Here is a 17,596-nt window from a genome sequence, read left to right on the forward strand (position 1 = left end):
TCGGCGTCATACGGTAGGGGGGAGCATTTATCATGGAGGGTGTAGGGCAGCCTTCAAATTAAAAAAATAAGGAGTGTGAGTCTGATGGTAGTAAAGAGAGCAGTCAGTATGCTGATTGGCGTTCTTCTAGTTCTCAACATGTTCCTGGGAATCGCGTTTGCCGCGGAAGACGATGACGCAGCTTCTCCCGCAGGAACTAGGGTCGAAACAGAAAAATTTACGCAATTGGAAACAGCTAAAATGGAACTGCAGAACAAGGTAACCACTCTGGAGAAGGCGAAGTCGGCCAATGCTACCACGGTTGCCCAGCTGCAGTCGAAGCTGGCCGCCGTAAAGGCGCTGGCGGACGGTTTGGAAACTGCCCAAGGGGCGTCGGCTGAGGAAATCGTTGCGGTACAAGCGGCGCGGGAGGAAGCGAGCACCGCCTTAGAAGCAGCGAACGACCTCATCGGCAACTTAACCGGTGCAGCAAGCGAAGAAGACCTGTTGGTAACGTTTGACACCGCCGGCGGCAGCGCGGTAGAACCGCAGCGGGTGTCCGCCGGCGACGCGATTGAGGTTCCGGAACGTCCTAAAAAAGACGGTTTGGTATTTGTGGGCTGGTATACGGATGAAGCTGCCAGCGTCCATATGTGGGACTTTTTGAACAACACGGTAGTCCGTTCCATGACGCTTTACGCAAAGTGGATCAAGGTGGACGAGAAGCATCGCCTGCTGAATGCCTACGCCTCGGCTGAAGAGCTTGAAAGTCCTTACGTCGCGAAGACGCTGCAGACCTTGGGAACGCTGTCCGAAAACAAACGCGAGCTGACGCTGCCCGAGGGTACGACGGTGTACATAGTCCCCGGCGTGTACTGGACGGATGAGACGTATAAGGAAGGCGGCGTAATTGGAGGTCCAAATATCGGCCTGAGCATTTTGGGGGAAAACATCTCGTTCTTAGGCCTTACTGAGGATGCTACAGACGCAATCATCTGCGGCAACCGCGGCGAGGGGGGCGAGAACGGCTTAGGCGCGAACGGCAGCTGGTATTCACTTGGCATTTCCTCTGGCTTCCACAGCGAGAACATCACAATCGCAAATTACGCGCAGGAGGATCTGGTTTATCCGCGAGATCCGTCGCAAAATATTAAAAAGCGCTTAGACTCCAAAAATCACGCCGAGGTTTTAACGAGAGCCAACGGAACAGGTGCTCCAGATAAGCTGTACTTCGAAAACACGCGGTTCGTCGGATATTTGAACATGATGGTTGGACTCGCGCCTACCCGGGCGTATTTCTTAGACAGCTTTTTCCAATTAACAGACGACTCTATTTTCTCCGGCGGAGTCAATGTGTACGAGAACTGTACCTTCCACTTCTTCGGCAACCACCCATCCGTCAACGGCGCAGATAACGGCGGCGTCAACGTCCTGCTGGGCAGCAAAATCATCGGCATGCCGCAAATGACCAGTACGGATGTTTACCTTGCCAAGCAGTCCAACGCTATCGGCCCTAACGCGAACGGTATCTTCGCCCTCATCGATACCCAGTTCACCGGCCGGATTGAATCTGTCGAGTGGGAAAACGTGGTGCGCGAGGACGCCCGCCACTTTGTGTCAAACAACACAATCGGCGAAGGTAAAACGCCGCTCGTCATCAGCCCGTCCCAGCCGCAAACCTCCGTAACGCTGACCGGAGACGCCCTTAATGCCTTTAAGGTCGGCGAGGAATACAACGTATATAACCTCTTAAAGGGGAATGACGGTTGGGACCCTAAAGGCCAGTTCAATGCTGAGTGGGAACCTTACGCCAACTTGCCGTACCGATTCTTAGTCGATGCAAAGGGCAAAACCATGTATTCCGACAAAGCTGACAGCACCAACAGGGCCGTTTTGACGCCCGCCCCGGCTCCGGCGGATTCCGTTGACGTAAAGAATACCGTTTGGTCGTACGATACGAATCTGTTGAACGGCACCGTTGACGCCGCGACTGGCGTAATTACGCTGACCGCCAAGCCCAACAATACCGGCGCTATCGTTAAGACGATTGTGACGGGCACGCTTCCGAGCGGTATCTCGGCCGGTGCGACTCTGTACATCCGCCCCACGCCCGTCCCTGCTCCTGTAGTTACAGGGCCTGCGATTGATATCAGCGAGAACCTTGCGACGCTCAGCTATACGCTGGACCAGCTCGGATACAAGGATACCTCTGTCATCGAATGGTACCGCGAGACAGGTCCCGATACTACAAACGGCGTTCATATCGGAACGATGCACAACGACGCTAACGAATTCTTCATAGACGAACCGTATAAAAACTACTCTCTTAATAAGTATGACGTAGGTTACTACCTGCGCGCCGTTATCAAACCGAAGTATGAGTTCAGCTCAGCCAGCGCCCCCATCACGGTATACACCAAGCGCCCGGTCACGGCAAAAGACGTGACGGAAACGTCATTGTATACCGATTTTAAGAATTTGTATTTTACCAATGAAGACAATACCACCACGAAGGGCAGATGGTTCTTTGACCGGGTGAGCGGTACAGCAGTGCCATGGGGGTGGGGGATCGGAACCAACGGCACGGATAAGATTTGGGGCCTTCAGAACAATTCCGGCGGGACGAACACCAGATTCGTGTTCGGTCAAACCGGCAGCTACAGAGACATGTCGCTGAATCTGAACTACTCCTCAAGTAAGGTAGAGGGTCAGGGCTTCGGCGGAAACGGTCACTTCATGGATATCTATGTAAAATATGATCCGGCGACCCGCACGGGGTATGGGCTACGTGTAGAACGTACCGCTGCCGGCGGCTCTAACGCTACGATATGGACGCTGTATAAATATGACGGCACCAATCAGATTCCGTTGAGCGAGCCCATTAGGACAGCTGCGTTTATGCCGAAGAGTACCATTACCGTTTCCGTAACGGGCAGCACTCTTCGCGTACAGGCTTCGACGCTGTCCGAGAAGACGCCGCTGCAAACCCAGCAAAATCTTCCTAATTCGGTTGACATCTCGTGGACGGATGAAACCGGCGCTTTGGGTGACAACCTTTTTGGCGGCTTCGGCATCCGGATTAACAACTCTGGCAACTCCTCTTACGACTATGCCGGAAGCGGCATGACAACCAATAACACCGTCATGCTGCACAACGTGAGAGTAGACGCCTCCGAAAGATCCACTAAAAATGATAACATTGTGACGTTCGATACCAACGGCGGTTCTGAGATTGCTTCGCTGGTTGTGGCCGAGGGCGGCAAAATTGAACAGCCCGAAGACCCGACCAAGGCCGGCTTCATGTTTGACGGCTGGTTCAGCGACGCCAAGCTTGAAACCCCGTGGAACTTCGACATGCCTGTCACCACCGATATGACGTTGTACGCCAAATGGAAAGAGATTGTTGTTCTCAAGGCGACTCCGTCGGCCTCGGTTGAGAAGCTGTCCGGAAACAAGAACAACCTAACGATCAAAATCTCCGAGGAGCTTTCTGACGGCAACACGAACGTTATAAGCGAGACCTTCAGCATCAGCAATAACGCTGCCGGCACCTATAAGGTCGGCACCTACCAGGTCTACGTCGACACCAAGGGCAACACGCAAATCCGCGAGTGCTACATCGTGGAGTAACGACAACCCATTACACAATAGCATAAGCGTAAGCAACTCGGAGTAATTACCAAACTCTATACGAGAGGGCGTGCTGTAAAGCCGCCCTCTTCACATGTTAATAAAGAGGACTCGGCCAATGATATTAAGTTAAGTCATTGAATCATATAATCAGGACAGAGCGTGTTCAAAATTCATGCCTTGTTCTTTTTTTATATGAGCATTTTGCATTAACCTAAACCCTTGATACGCAAGAATTTTAAGACATAAAAAAGGGACACTATTTTAGAAAATTTGCAGGATATAGATAATCATCTAGTAGAATTTTTCATTACACCAAAACAATAGGGCGCCTTCCAAAAATCCCTCATGAGTTTTATTTTTATCAAGGGACCTGGATCATACAGCCGGTATACAGGAACCTCTTCGTTAATTTCCGTGTCATAAAATATAACATGGTTGTTGTTCTGCCATTCTCCTGACCTTATTATGTAAGTAAGTTAAGCAAAGGGAGTGTGGCGGAATGAACGTTTTTACTTTGATGGCACGTTTATTTTCAATTGGTGATGCAGACAAGACGGTTGCAATTCATTTAGCAGAATCTTTTACAGGAAATGAACTTTATTGGAAGCCTTCATTAAAAACGGCTAAATAATAGATTCATATCGGTGCCTGATCCTCGGTGCATTAAACCTTTAACGCTTCGAGGATCAGGCATATTTTTGTTGAGCAACACTTTCAATCAAATCAATCTAATTATTTTTCGTATGTCCTTTCTTCTCCATACCCCATAACTTCTACCTCTGTTTGCTTATAATCACTTAACAGCTCTTTTAGCTCCCTATCTTTATCAATCATAAACTCTACTACTGGAAAGGCCTTTAACAATTGGGTCAGTGACTCTGGTGATGGAGCAGTACTTTTTGTAGGAAATGTATGGCTGGGGATTACATAACGAACGTTTAGCAGATGTTTAACGGCATAAGCAGCTTCTTTTGGTCCCATAGTAAAATGGCCAGATGAAGATAATATGGCAATTTCCGGCTGGTATACATCTTGAATGACTTTCATGTCAGCCATTAAAGCGGTATCCCCCGAATGGTAGAGGGTATAGTCATCAGCAAAATCAAAGATATAGCCTGCCGCTTCACCGGCATAAACAGGGGTGCCTTCCGTCTCTCCGTATGAGGATGTGTGCTTCGCTTGTACCATCGTTACGGTTACATCCTCCAATGACACTGAGCCGCCAATATTGATTGGGAGGACATTTTTTATGCCTTGCTGGAGGAGAAGCAACGCCAGCTCATAGATAGCAACAATCATAATATTTGGTTTGTGTTCAATCACCTTGGAAAGCCCGCTCGTATGGTCAAAATGACCGTGTGTAAGAAAAACGCAATCAATCGACTTAAAAAATTCGGTGTTATTCAATGAGGAAGGGAATCCAGGATTCAAATCAAAAAAAGGGTCAATCAAATAGTTCTTACCTTTGGAGCTTTTTAACAGATACATAGCATGTCCAAGCCGTTGGATCTTCATATGATCAATTCCTCCCAGCACATTCTCAATACATTCACCTCTTATCTTATTCCCGACCGGGATAAAAAAAGACCAGGGCCCTTAGAAGAAGTATATAAATTACCGATAAAATGAGTTAGGGAAGGTTTTAGTGTTCTTTTACAGGGGCAGAATGAAAGAGAGGTGATAGGATGGAATTCCTGTTGATTTCTGGCAGCATAATCTCTCCGGTGCTTCTGTTTATTTTACGGAGGAAGTGGCCAGGTTCCAGGCTGTATCTAAACGGCTTAGCGGTCTTTTCTGCCTTGATGTTTGGAAATATCGCTTCCCTGGCGATCCATGAGATCATTGAAGATAAAACTGTTTTTATGACCAATATTCACGGCTTATTCCTAAATCCGTTTTTCCTGGTTACGGGGGCATATCTCGGGGTTTACTTCCTGTATAGAATGCTCATCTGGACAATAGAGGAGCTGGGCCGCACGTAAATTCCCGCGGCCTGATCCTCGAAATGGCAAGAATCCATTCTATTTAGCAGGTTTATCCTCTGATTTCTCATTGTAATGAAATAGATTCAATCTTCGTAACAACCACCTCTGGTCGCGTACTGTTAACCTGTTCCCAGTGTGACCTATTTTGCCGTTGTAAATAAAAGATGCCCCATAGTACCGCACCTCGCCTGCTTGATGATTTTACTGAAAATTTAGTATTATTAATAGGAGAGTAGGGACAGGAGGCAGGGTTTTTGGTACAAAAAGTTAATGTTTCTCTGAGAGATCAGTCTTTCTACATTAATCGCATTCAAGGGGACCATCCTTCGATGACCAATCATCACATCCACCAGGATTATGAAATTTATTACTTGCTTGAGGGAGAACGGATTTACCAGATTAATGGGAAAGAATATTTAATAAAAAAACACCATTTGGTCTTTATCGATAAAAATCTCATCCATAAGACAACGGTTAACAGCAGGGACAAGGACGTGTATGACCGAATTGTCATTAATTTTAGGGACAGTTTCCTGGAGGCGAGTGCAGCTCACCTTTTGAAAAAGCTTTTTGAAAATGGTCCCCATATTCTTCAAATTCCCCCATGTAAAAGAGAACGTATACGCAGTAATCTTGTCACTCAGCTCGAGGAATATCAGCTGAGCCAGGGCGATAAGGATCTTTATCTCAAGTCCCTGTTAACACAGCTCCTGATTGAAAGCGCCAGACTGCTGGAACCCAAGAAGACTTCGAGCAATTCCGGCAATCCTCCAATCGGTACTATAACCGATATAGAAGCCATGATTGCGTTTATTAACGGGGAGTATTCAAGTGATGTATCACTTCGCGTTTTGTCGCAGCAGTTTCATTTAAATGAACAGTATATCAGTAAATTGTTTAAAAAGTATACGGGCTGCAGCTTTATTGACTATCTGAATGCGATTCGAATCAATGAAGCTAAGAGATTATTAAATGAATCTACTCTGAAAGTGAACTTAATAGCGAAGAAGGTCGGGTACTCCAATAACGTTCATTTTTGGCGTGTTTTTAAAAAGATGACGGCTATGTCTCCCAATGAATACCGTAATCATCATCAGGAACAGAAAAACAGCAATAGGTAGCCATTTAGCCAGGATTGATCACTAAAATGTAAACGTTAACATATAGAGAATACAAAATGTGTAATCAATAGGTTGCTATAATTGGAATGTAAGGGTTTTCATTAGTCGATCTGTCAAAATAGGAGAGTGAAAACGTGAAAATGCAACCAAAAAAGATACGTTTAACTGCAAGTGTGATCATGGCAGGTTCATTTTTCCTGTCGTCTGCTGTACCCACTGTTCAGGTGCAGGCAGCCGGGGAAAGTGCACCGGGTTATGGACAAATTTATGAAGCAGAGCATGCCGGCGGACAAGGGGTGATTAGTGATAATAAGCATCCAGGATTTACGGGGGATGGTTTTGTTGATTACAAACCGAATGAGCCGGGAGGATATATAGAATGGACAGTCAAGGTCGAGGAAGCCGCCGAGTATGTACTTGCCATCCGGTATGCCAATGGAAATTCGGATAATCGACACGCGAAGCTTACCGTTGATGGGAAAGTTGTAGAGGAGCAGCTCGATTTTCATCAATCAGGTGATTTTGATGACTACATATACGTCACAACCCAGGCAGAGCTTGCACCAGGTGAACATAAAATCAGGCTGACGGCAACCGCTCCAAACGGCGGTGCCAACATCGATCATTTGTCTGTCTACCGGCTAGTAGATATCACTTCAGAAGCGGAAGAGGCGGTTAGCGAAGGGATTGTTCTGGATAACAAGCACCATGGTTTTACCGGTTCTGGTTTTGCAGACTTTAATCCAAACGTCCCAGGCGGATATTTGGAGTGGAAAGTGAATGTTCCGGAGGCTGGCGAGTATAACCTGGACTTCCGCTATGCACACGGAGGCGGAAGTGAAAGGCCAGCGAAGGTATCCATTAACGGAAAGGATGCTGAAGAACTGCGTTTCCCGCCTACAGATTGGACCAAATGGACCAATGAGAGCATGGGGGCTGTTCTGCAAAAAGGCGAAAATACCATCCGCCTGACAGCCACCGGTTCAGAGGGCGGCGGCAATATTGACCATTTGCGGGTTCACAATCACCTAAAAACAGATAATAGTCTGGTTCCAGTTGAAACAGAGGAAGTGGAGCTATCTAAGCTTATTGATGGTTTGACGATGAAAAAGTTAAAACAGCTGGGTGTGATTGGAGATACAGAGGAGAAGCAAAACGTAGAAGTAACGTTTCTCGAGTTCCTTGCCTTGATTAATAATGCCTTTGGGTTTGACAATGACGAGGTGTTTAAAAATCTCGAATCGAAGCAAGCCTACGGAAATATCCCGGCCGAGTCCTGGGGGAATTATATTGCTGAAGTCGCAGCGGACCATCACTATGTCCCCGAGTTTCTTTGGAAGGAGCTGAAGCCGGACCAGGTTCTTGAAAAAGAGCATATTGCCTTAATAGCTGGTGACCTGCTGGATATGATTGAAGACGACAAAGAGGGTTCGAATATGCTGGGCCAGCTTGCCAAACAAGGAATCATGAATCCGAACAGTGATAAAAACTTTGGGATTAAAGACAATATGAACTGGCAGGAAGCGAAGGATCTGGTGCAAAGGCTGGCAGCTGCAAGTGACAAAGAGACAAATAAGGTCAATATTGCCCGCGTTGATGCGTTAAGAAGTAATTTGATCGCCGTGACGTTCAACGGGACATTTGATGATTTCGATTATAAGGACCTTGCGATATCGGTTCCGCGGGGAAGCTGGGACAGCCTGACACCTCAGCTGGACAGAGACCTGCGCATCTCCAAAGCGGCAAAAGGCACTGACGCATTCGGCAATACGGTATTAATTTTAGAAAGCATGGATGAATTGAACGGGGACTCCTTTATTCTTGAAGAAGAAACTCAGGAATTTAAAGGGAATGTTGAGGAAGCCATCCGGCAGGCCAATCATATGCTGTCATGGCAAATGGATCATGGGGGCTGGTCGAAAGCGATCGATTACAGCAAAGCCTGGGACGGCAAAGCACCGAGATCCCCGTGGGTGAATAAGGATGGCGTTGAACTGGGCACGATTGACAACGATGGAACGGTGAAAGAAATTCGCTACCTGGCAGAAGTGTACTCCGTCACAAAAGATGAGCGCTATAAGGAAAGCATTGAAGCAGGCATGGACTTCCTGATGGATCTTCAATATGATACTGGCGGGTTTGCCCAGGTCTATCCGAGGCGCGGGAATTATTCCGATATGGTGACTTTTAATGATAATGCCATGATCCGCGTATTGACTATGTTTGATGATATTCTAAACAAGAAGTATCCTTTCAATTCCGGTGTCATTGATGAAAGCTATTATGAAATGATTGAAAAGTCGATGGACAAGGCAATACACTACATTTTAAACGCCCAGATTGAAACGGACGGAGTGCTGAAAGCCTGGTGTGCGCAGCATGACCCTTCGACCTATGAACCAGTGGGGGCCCGTTCCTATGAGCACCCTTCCATTTCCGGCAGCGAATCAGTCGGGATCGTTAAATTTTTAATGTCCAGGCCAAATCAAACGCCTGAAATCAAGAAGGCGGTACAATCGGCATTGAAGTGGTTTGATGACAGCAAGCTGGAAGGAATCCGGTATGTCAGCGGAGGAACAGCAGACGGGGAATATTTCGTCAAGGATCTCAATGCAGTTACCTGGTACAGATTTTATGACCCTGTCACGAACGAACCAATCTTTTCCGGGCGGGATGGAGTGATTAAACGGGATATCAAAGAGATCGAGGCCGAGAGAAGAAATGGCTATTCATGGGGCGGATCCTATGCCAGACAGCTTCTTGAAACGGCTAAAACAACTGGCTTCTTTGAAGGAAAGGTATATGCCCGCGTTCTGGATGATCAATCTCGGGATGTGCTGGGCAGGACATTGGTAAAAGGACAAGTGGAGAAGCTGGAGGATTATTCCCGAGAACTGGAGAAGATCCCAAGTGAGCTTACGGTGGCACAGGATGGAAGCGGCGAATACGGAAACGTGCAGGATGCAATAGATGCTGTTCCTTCCAAAAACAGCGAACCTGTAGTGATCAACATTAAGAATGGAGTGTATAAGGAAGTCATCTCTATTCCTGCGGATAAACCGTACGTTACGTTAATTGGCGAGAGTGCTGAAGGAACGATTATCGATTTTGATAACTATGCCGGCAAAGACAATGGCCTTGGGGGAACGCTAGGCTTTGAAAGTGCAACAGCCATTTTAAAAGCCAGTGATTTCACGGCAGAGAACCTGACCTTTAAAAATTCCTTTGACGAAGCCTCCGTAGACGTTGATGGTGAGCAGGCCCTTGCCGCATATGCCCGCGGAGAACGTATGGCGTTCAAAAATGTTCGTTTCCTTGGCAACCAGGATACGCTGCTGGCCCATTCCGGGAAACAGTACTACTATAACTGCTATATTGAAGGGGATGTTGATTTTATCTACGGCGGAGCACGGGCCGTCTTTGAAGAGAGCACGATCCATTCCCTGAGCCGCGGTTCCAATTCCAATAACGGCTATATAACCGCGGCAAGCACTCCGGTGGATCAGCCATTCGGGTTCCTGATCATCAACAGCAAATTAACGAGCAATGCACCGGCAGACACCGTCTATCTGGGCCGTCCTTGGAGGGACCACGGCAATGTCGTCTTTAAAAACAGCTACATGGGCGAACATATCAAGACTGTGGGCTGGACAGAGATGGGCGGCCGCCAGCCGGAGGACGCCAGACTGTTTGAATATAAAAATGAAGGACCTGGTGCCGTCATCAATGAAGACCGCCGCCAGCTCAGCGATGAAGAAGCCGCCAAATACACAGTCGAAAATGTGCTGGATGGCTGGGTTCCAAAATTTAAGAATTAATAAGGAGAAAGGGAGGAATGAGGCCATAAGGGCTTCATTCTTCTTTTTACTGGCTCTGTTAAAGTTGCATGTTGAGATTAGGTAAAAAAAAGAACTTACATAAAATTGTTGCAGTCGCAGAATTTGCATTTGTATCCGGTAGTGAAGAGTATTTGACTATGGCAAAACAGGTGTTAGAAGTAAAATGAAAAAGTTATGACCAATTAAAAGATACTTGGATAGATGATAAATGCGATAATCCAAAACGATCGTCGCTTATCCTTGATGAATCTACAAAACTAACGGGGCATGTTTGTGACATAAGAAAGGATAAAATCTAGTTGTTCTTGAAAAGAAATTTTTATAATGATATACATTCCGCATATAGTTTATCCCAGTATGTTGTACTGTAGACAAACCTTTAAAGCTTTTATCATTTTACACATTCCCTTTTCCATCTCCCTGCTCAAAACGTTGAGTAGGGTTTTATTTTGAGCATTATAAATGAAGGGAATATAAAAAACAGGCTCTATATAAAGAGCCTGTTTATATAATCGATTTGAGATTAAGCTTTTTGAACGTTAGCAGCTTGAGCTCCACGAGCACCTTGCTCAACGTCAAATGTTACTTTTTGACCTTCATCTAAAGATTTGAAACCTTCACTTTGAATAGCAGAGAAGTGTACGAATACGTCGTCTCCATTTTCACGTTCGATGAAGCCGAAGCCTTTTTCTGCATTAAACCATTTAACTGTACCTTGTTCCATTTTTGTTGCCTCCTAGTGCGTTAACGCACAACGTATTACTATCCTTGCCCAAAGTGATCATCAAGACGAAAAGTCGATACTTATACTATCCTTTACACCGAACAAAAATAATTCTTATTTATCATAACAAGAAACGGAACGGATTGCAAATCATTGGGGCTTAAACTTAAATAATACATTCATATTGGTTTATTAACTCTTGTTCAGTACGAGGACTAGAGGCAGATAGTTAAGAATTAAATTAGCATCAATTGCCGTGAACCGTTTCATAAATAATTGAGGGTTTTAATTGGGTTTCTCTTTAATTTAATTTCCCAATTCAGTTAAGAATAAAATGATCGACCCACTATAAAAAGGGGGAAGAGGAATGAACTACTGAAGATCATTCTTCTTCCCCCTTTAATTTTCTACCGTCTAAAATGGATAGTTTTCTACCTTTTATAAAATTACGTTAATATTTTTTAGTTGTTTAATCAAATGTTCTTTTTTTACTTTGCCATCTAACTGAAACTCTTGCGGATAACATTCTGGCTGAAATATTTCAGCTCCGTTTTCAATCCATTTCTTTCTATAAATAGTGTGAGTTTCCTCTCTCTGCATAAAAACTCCTTCACTGATCTCTATGTCATCATCATCTCCAAATTGAAATCGACAACAAGGACAAATATCAAATGAAGCATCATTATATTCATCATAAGCAGGTTGATCTAACTGATCAAACCCACATACAGGACAGATATAGTTCATCGAATCACCTCAAAATTACTGTCTTTTAAAATACTCATAACCTTTTGATTTATTAGGATGTTTAGGTTTAAAAAGAGTTCTAATCACATCATTCTTGTCAAGAATAAGCAATTCATTCGTATCTTTATTGTATTTTAAAATATCTCCATTTGCACGTTTTTTGGTAAGAATATGTTTGCCAGTAGTTCCCGCTATTGCTTGGGCTCTAGTTAAATATTTTGATTGAGTGTATCCAGGGAATTCATTTTTATGATCTCTCCAGTGACGGTCAAACGTTGATTTAGAGGCAAATTGTACTTTTTTTAATGTATTTGCTGTAGCTTTTTTTCCGTATTTACTTGTAGCCTTTGTTACGGCACTTTTTCCATACTTCTTGATTGCATATGTAATGCCATAACGAGCTACGTGAATGGCAATAACCACTAGTGGATACCAAGAAGCGGATACTTCTTCAGTGTTGACCTCATAGATTTCCCCAGTTTCTGTATCCGTTAACTTTGCGGTGAAATCTTCTCCGTTGACTTCTGTCACAGATACATCAAAAGATTTAGAAACTTTCTGACCATCTTCAATTTCAAGTTCAGTTTCAACTGTCATAGCACTTGATTCTAGATCAAGTTCCAATGTACTATCAATATGTACATCTTCAGATTCAATTTCAGTTTCAATAACAGCTGTATCATCAACTACTTCACTTTGAATCTCAAGACTATCTTCAATGTCCTCTCCAACAAATTCATTTGTTTCCTCTTCAGCACTTTCAATATCGACTGTTGTAACCTCTTCTTCCTGGATATCAGTAATGGCAGGAATGGATTCTTCAAGATGGTTATATTGCTCTTCTTCAGTAGCTGCTCTAGCATATGCAGGAGCTATGCATGCAAATATCAATATAGTAGCTATAAAACTAAAATATATTTTTTTCACTTTTATTCCCCTCGTTTCGTGTTTATTGGTTATTTTGTAACTGGATCAATCCATTGCCATATGCAGTATCTTTGCCTTTTTCTCCTAAGTCGAGAGATATTTTATTTAATTTTTCTTTTATGTCTGTCAAACTTAGGGGATGTTCCGATTGTTCTAGAATATTGGCAATAATTCCTGTGGCAAATGCTGTTGAAAACGAAGTACCATCAACATAACTAACTTTATTTTCATCAGTTGTTAGGACAGGGATATTTACACCAGGTGCTACATAATCAACTTTCCCTTTGCCGGCAAATGGATCAACTTTCAATTTTTTACTGATTGACGAAATAGAGATGACTTCCTCATATTTAGCAGGGTAATCGGTATATAATCCAAGGTTGTTTCCTGCAGCAGCTACAATGATTATTCCGTGTGAGGTTGCCTTAAGGATCGCTTCTCTTAGGGTTTTATTGTCTTTTTGGAATCCGAAGCTGAGATTGATAATATCTACATTATTTTTGATGCTCCATTCGATCCCGTCTACAACATCCTCAATTTTACCACCCCCTTTATCATTCAGAACTTTCACATCATATAGATGGACAGATTGACTAATTCCCTGAATCGTATATTTATTTGGTTTTGCTGCTATTGTTCCTGCGATAGCTGTTCCGTGACCATAGGAATCTATTATTTTTTCATTGGGATTAATAGCGTTGTATGATTTCTTTAATATACCTTTTAATTCAGGGAGATTTCCGTCGATACCGCTGTCTAAAATGGCAACTTTTATCTTTTTCTTAAAGCTATATTGATAAGATTTATCTGAAAAAACTAAGCATATTGCCCAATTTGTCTTACATTCTTTTTCCGTCAAATGCATTTGTGTATTTTTATTGGTACAACCAGTTAATAAAACTAGTGCAAGTAGTACGATTAAGAACTTTTTCATGTGCAATCCTTTCTAAATAACCCATAGGAAAATATTCATAGTATGAATGGTTTGGAAAATTTTAAAATATTACCAAAAAGGATTATAATAGAATAAAACCTATTTGTAAACCAAATTTGTAAAATGTATCATAAATTTGAAATATATGGATGGGCAATTAGTATAATAAAGATATATTGTATTGTTAAAATTGAGTTAATAAAAAATTTAAATGAATAAATGCGAAGATAGAAACTCGGGGGCATTTCCTGTTGTAGATTTAGAAGCAGTTTCTTTCGGTTATAAAAGTGCAGTAGTGTTTCAAAAAGGAAAACATCTAATGATTGAATTTGTTATGGAGTTAAGATGTATTTACCAACTTAGATGGAGCCTGTGGAGTGATTGTTGAAATGGGGACCGAGGAAGAAGATGCGTATCGTTGTTCAACTCAAGAATGAGATTAACAGCTAAATGATAATGTTATGCCTTGTACCGAGAATTGCAATTATAGAGTTCGTTTATAGATTAGCCAAGCACTACTCATTTTTAAGAATACGAAGGATGATTCAAAAAGGTTAAAAATGTTAAAGGGTGAAAGTATAAAAAACAGGGGAATTGCTAGGCGAACAAAATAGTAGTAAAGAGGATAAAATTTTGAAACTTCATCATGTTAGACATTGCAGAACGTACGAACTAAATAAGCTTACGCAAACGGAGTTAAAAAGAGGCTGCCCAAAGGTACAAATAAATGTACCTTAATGTGGACAGTCTCCTTTTTTTATCTAGAGAGACTGGGTTTTAAAGAGCTAAGGTAAGCAATATTAGAGCTCATCTCCTCAGATAGCCTATACCACAGCTTTGCATACTCATCTTATCTTATCTCGGTAAAAAATCGCCAGTTTCTCAGGATTCATGGTGATATAGATTTCATTCATTTGGTCATTGGAAATATAAAAACTAAGAATGCTTTGAAGGGTTCCATTCATATTAATGACGATGGCCGGCTGGGTATTGACATTTTTAATTTCAAAATTAAAGTCTTTTGGAACTTTTTTCAGGATACCGAATAATAAGGCTAGGACGTTGGATCTGGATACAACTGGGCGAACGGCGGCATTAACTTTTCCTCCGCCATCCGAATACAATGTGACATTTTCTGAAATCAGTTCTAATAAGGCATCCATGTTTTGCAATTGAAGAGCTTTTATAAAAGAATGAACCATTGACTCATTCTTCTCATAGTTTAAGCTTTCTCCTTCCACAAGTGAGATCTTTTGTTTAGCCCTGCTATAAATTTTTCTGCAGTTTTCATCCTTTTTCTCAATGATGTTAGCAATCTCAGAGTATGGGAAATCAAATATTTCCCTTAACAGGAGGACGGCTCGTTCATCTGCTGTTAAATGCTCCATCATCCGTAAATAGGCGATGCTCAATCCTTCCTTTTTGATCAAAGTTTCAGAAGGATCAAAGGCATGCCATTTCTCCAGTAATAATGGCTCGGGATTCCATGGGCCCACATATTGTTCTCGTTTGTACCGGGCGGATTTTAGTGCATCAAGACATCGGTTCGTCATCATTTTGCAAAGATAGGCTTTCTTATTATTGATGTTCTGTTCCTTAAGTTTGATGGCCCGTAAAAACGTTTCCTGCATCATATCTTCTGCTTCCATGACGGAACCCAATAACCTATAGCCTAATGAAAACAACAAGGGTTTATAGTGCTGATAATCCTCATCAGTAATTTGCACTCTTTTTCCTCTTTTCGGTTAATATAATTTCTTTCGCTGCTTGTTTTCCGCTGCTGGCGGCTCCATCTGCCAAAATGCAGTCAGGTGAAGCCCAGTCTCCTGCTATATATAATCCCGGAATTTTTGTTGTAGAACGTGTCAGCTTCTGCTCATCACCAATTTGGGGCAGGCGCTGGTTCACTGTAATATTAGGGATAAATCGTTTGGTGATGACGTATTGCCGCCACCCTGGCTGCAGCTGATCTAAAAATTGTTCAAGCTCGATTTTAACCCTTGTTCCATCTATATAATCAGATGGGTGATGATATTTAAATACATGAAGGACGGCATTGTTTGGATCATCAGACAGGGTGGCAGCATTTGAATGCACAGAGTAATAGAGAGGATCCGGGATGCCCATGGCGAATAGTCGATTTGGGCAAGGCAGCTGGGTTAAAGCAACATCTAACGTTGCGCCTCTTACAGCTGTAATTTCAGCGAAAAAGCTGTTTTGGTCAGGATGATCTTTTTCATCTAACATTTCATTCAGTTCGGCAGGTCCAGCTGTACAAATGATATACTTCCCGAGAATTTCTTCATCATTAGATAGAACCAATTTAAATTGGTCCTGTTCGATGGGTTTAATCTGTTTCACCAGAGTATGTGTTTGAACCTGAACGCCTGAGGAGATTGCTTTATTGTGAAGCTGGTCAATGATCATTTGCCAGCCGCCATCCAAATACTGTACACCTCCAATAGCATTTTTTAAATTCGTTACCATTACTTTTGCACTTGCCAGATCAGGAGCATGACAATAGGCTGCAATTCTGCCAAGTGTATAGAGTAATGATTCAACTTTTTTAGAGCGGGTTACTGCCTTAGCCCATTGGTGGAAGGTTTGTTCTGCCAGCTTATCAGGATCTGCATTCATGATTTTTACCAAAACGGCGACCCACTCCATACGTTCTTTCCAATTCAAAAACCTGGTCGTAAAAAGGTCTATAGGGGAAAATGGAGCAGCATATTCGATATTGTTTTCAATTAACAGGCCGCTTAATTTTGGGGATTTTCCATTAAGCGCAACATCTAATTCTTCGAGAATAGACCAGGCTTTTCCTTTTTTATAAAGAGCGTGCGGGCCCAGATTTAAACATTGTTGATTGATTTTATTTGTTCTAGCCCTTCCTCCAACATTTTTTCCTTTTTCTACTATTAAAATAGATAAATTGGTACTAGTTAAAAAATTTGCAGCAACATAACCTGCTAAACCGCCGCCAACAATGACAATGTCCCATTTTTGAGCCATAAGATAACCTCCAGTTGTTATTTCATAACTCAAGACGACAATGGGTGAATAGATGTGACAATAATTAAAATATATTTTTTAGAAGCTGGGTCATGGATGAAAATAAGTAAAATGTAAGGGGAAAGGGAGGCATGGAGGCCAAAAGGGGTTAATTCCTTATTTTAAGGCTTCAAATTGAGTAAGGCTATTTAGTGTTTTGGTTCCAGCCAGTTACAAAACAATTCTTATCCTTACATATTCATTCCAGAAAATGCAAACCTTAACCTTGTAAATAATTGGCGAGGAGCTGGAACAATGAGTAGGATCCGCGTAGCAGCAACGGTGAAATTAAAGGAAGGTTTTGACATGTCAAGGTTAAAAATGGAGTTGGCCAACAGCATGCAAACTGAATACCGGCTAAAAAATATCGACATGGATGATGATGATACTGGAATGGGAAAAATCAAGGCCCACGTCGAACAACCCAGGCATATACTCAAGTACGAATTAAGCGGTGAACTAACCCAAAATGATGTATTGGCAGGGTTAGAAAAAACACGCGATAAATTGAAAACATTTGTCATTGAAGGATTAAATATTGAGGATTAATGAATCTTTCCTGTCTAAAAGCTTCTTCTGCCGAAGGAGCTTTTTACATACATCTGTCTTGCGGCGGCCTTTTTTAACTTTTATTTGGCGTGACCATTTAACAACAA

13 protein-coding genes are annotated in these 17,596 nt (G+C 42.8%); 6 read left to right on the top strand and 7 right to left on the bottom strand.

Annotated features, from left to right (window positions below; genetic code table 11):
* The first annotated feature begins 108 nt into the window (after positions 1-108).
* Both EV146_RS18555 and EV146_RS28190 read left to right on the top strand, forming a co-directional pair.
* A complete protein-coding gene (locus EV146_RS18555; RefSeq protein ID WP_199232694.1) occupies positions 109-3,609 on the top strand; it encodes an InlB B-repeat-containing protein in 3,501 nt (1,166 codons plus the stop codon).
* 502 nt (positions 3,610-4,111) lie between these two features.
* A complete protein-coding gene (locus EV146_RS28190; protein ID WP_258236002.1) occupies positions 4,112-4,243 on the top strand; it encodes a hypothetical protein in 132 nt (43 codons plus the stop codon).
* A 101-nt stretch (positions 4,244-4,344) separates the two neighbouring features.
* Here EV146_RS28190 and EV146_RS18560 read toward each other — a convergent pair whose 3' ends face one another.
* Entirely contained in the window at positions 4,345-5,127 is a 783-nt protein-coding gene (locus tag EV146_RS18560; protein ID WP_132009315.1) for a metal-dependent hydrolase, read from the bottom strand.
* A gap of 170 nt (positions 5,128-5,297) precedes the next feature.
* On the opposite strand from EV146_RS18560, the gene EV146_RS18565 reads away from it, so the two are divergent.
* The 3 genes from EV146_RS18565 (at position 5,298) to pelA (ending at position 10,536) form a co-directional block, all read left to right on the top strand.
* Positions 5,298-5,594, top strand: coding sequence for a transposase (locus EV146_RS18565; protein ID WP_132009318.1), 297 nt, complete (start codon positions 5,298-5,300; stop codon positions 5,592-5,594).
* A gap of 257 nt (positions 5,595-5,851) precedes the next feature.
* Entirely contained in the window at positions 5,852-6,718 is an 867-nt protein-coding gene (locus EV146_RS18570) for a helix-turn-helix domain-containing protein (protein ID WP_132009321.1), read from the top strand.
* Between the two features lie 140 nt (positions 6,719-6,858).
* Complete coding sequence (gene pelA / locus EV146_RS18575; RefSeq protein WP_241993971.1) at positions 6,859-10,536, top strand: pectate lyase; 3,678 nt, start codon at positions 6,859-6,861, stop codon at positions 10,534-10,536.
* Positions 10,537-11,080: 544 nt separating this feature from the next.
* Here the strand turns inward: pelA and cspC are convergent.
* The 6 genes from cspC to EV146_RS18605 form a co-directional block, all read right to left on the bottom strand.
* Positions 11,081-11,281, bottom strand: a complete 201-nt coding sequence (gene cspC / locus EV146_RS18580; protein ID WP_010331195.1) for a cold shock protein CspC — start codon at positions 11,279-11,281, stop codon at positions 11,081-11,083.
* 438 nt (positions 11,282-11,719) lie between these two features.
* A complete protein-coding gene (locus EV146_RS18585) occupies positions 11,720-12,028 on the bottom strand; it encodes a hypothetical protein (RefSeq protein ID WP_132009327.1) in 309 nt (102 codons plus the stop codon).
* 15 nt (positions 12,029-12,043) lie between these two features.
* Entirely contained in the window at positions 12,044-12,955 is a 912-nt protein-coding gene (locus tag EV146_RS18590; RefSeq protein ID WP_132009330.1) for an SAR2788 family putative toxin, read from the bottom strand.
* A gap of 22 nt (positions 12,956-12,977) precedes the next feature.
* Positions 12,978-13,889, bottom strand: a complete 912-nt coding sequence (locus EV146_RS18595; RefSeq protein WP_158287134.1) for a S8 family serine peptidase — start codon at positions 13,887-13,889, stop codon at positions 12,978-12,980.
* An 845-nt stretch (positions 13,890-14,734) separates the two neighbouring features.
* A complete protein-coding gene (locus tag EV146_RS18600; RefSeq protein WP_132009333.1) occupies positions 14,735-15,616 on the bottom strand; it encodes an RNA polymerase sigma-70 factor in 882 nt (293 codons plus the stop codon).
* Positions 15,603-16,901: a phytoene desaturase family protein gene (locus tag EV146_RS18605; protein ID WP_132009336.1), complete on the bottom strand. Its 1,299-nt coding sequence runs from the start codon at positions 16,899-16,901 to the stop codon at positions 15,603-15,605. Before EV146_RS18605 ends, EV146_RS18600 begins: the two co-directional genes overlap by 14 nt.
* A gap of 294 nt (positions 16,902-17,195) precedes the next feature.
* Between EV146_RS18605 and EV146_RS18610 the strand changes: the two genes are divergently transcribed.
* Positions 17,196-17,489: a hypothetical protein gene (locus EV146_RS18610; protein WP_132009339.1), complete on the top strand. Its 294-nt coding sequence runs from the start codon at positions 17,196-17,198 to the stop codon at positions 17,487-17,489.
* Positions 17,490-17,596: the final 107 nt, after the last annotated feature.

Source organism: Mesobacillus foraminis (genome assembly GCF_004340465.1).
Taxonomy (GTDB): domain Bacteria; phylum Bacillota; class Bacilli; order Bacillales; family Cytobacillaceae; genus Mesobacillus_B; species Mesobacillus_B foraminis.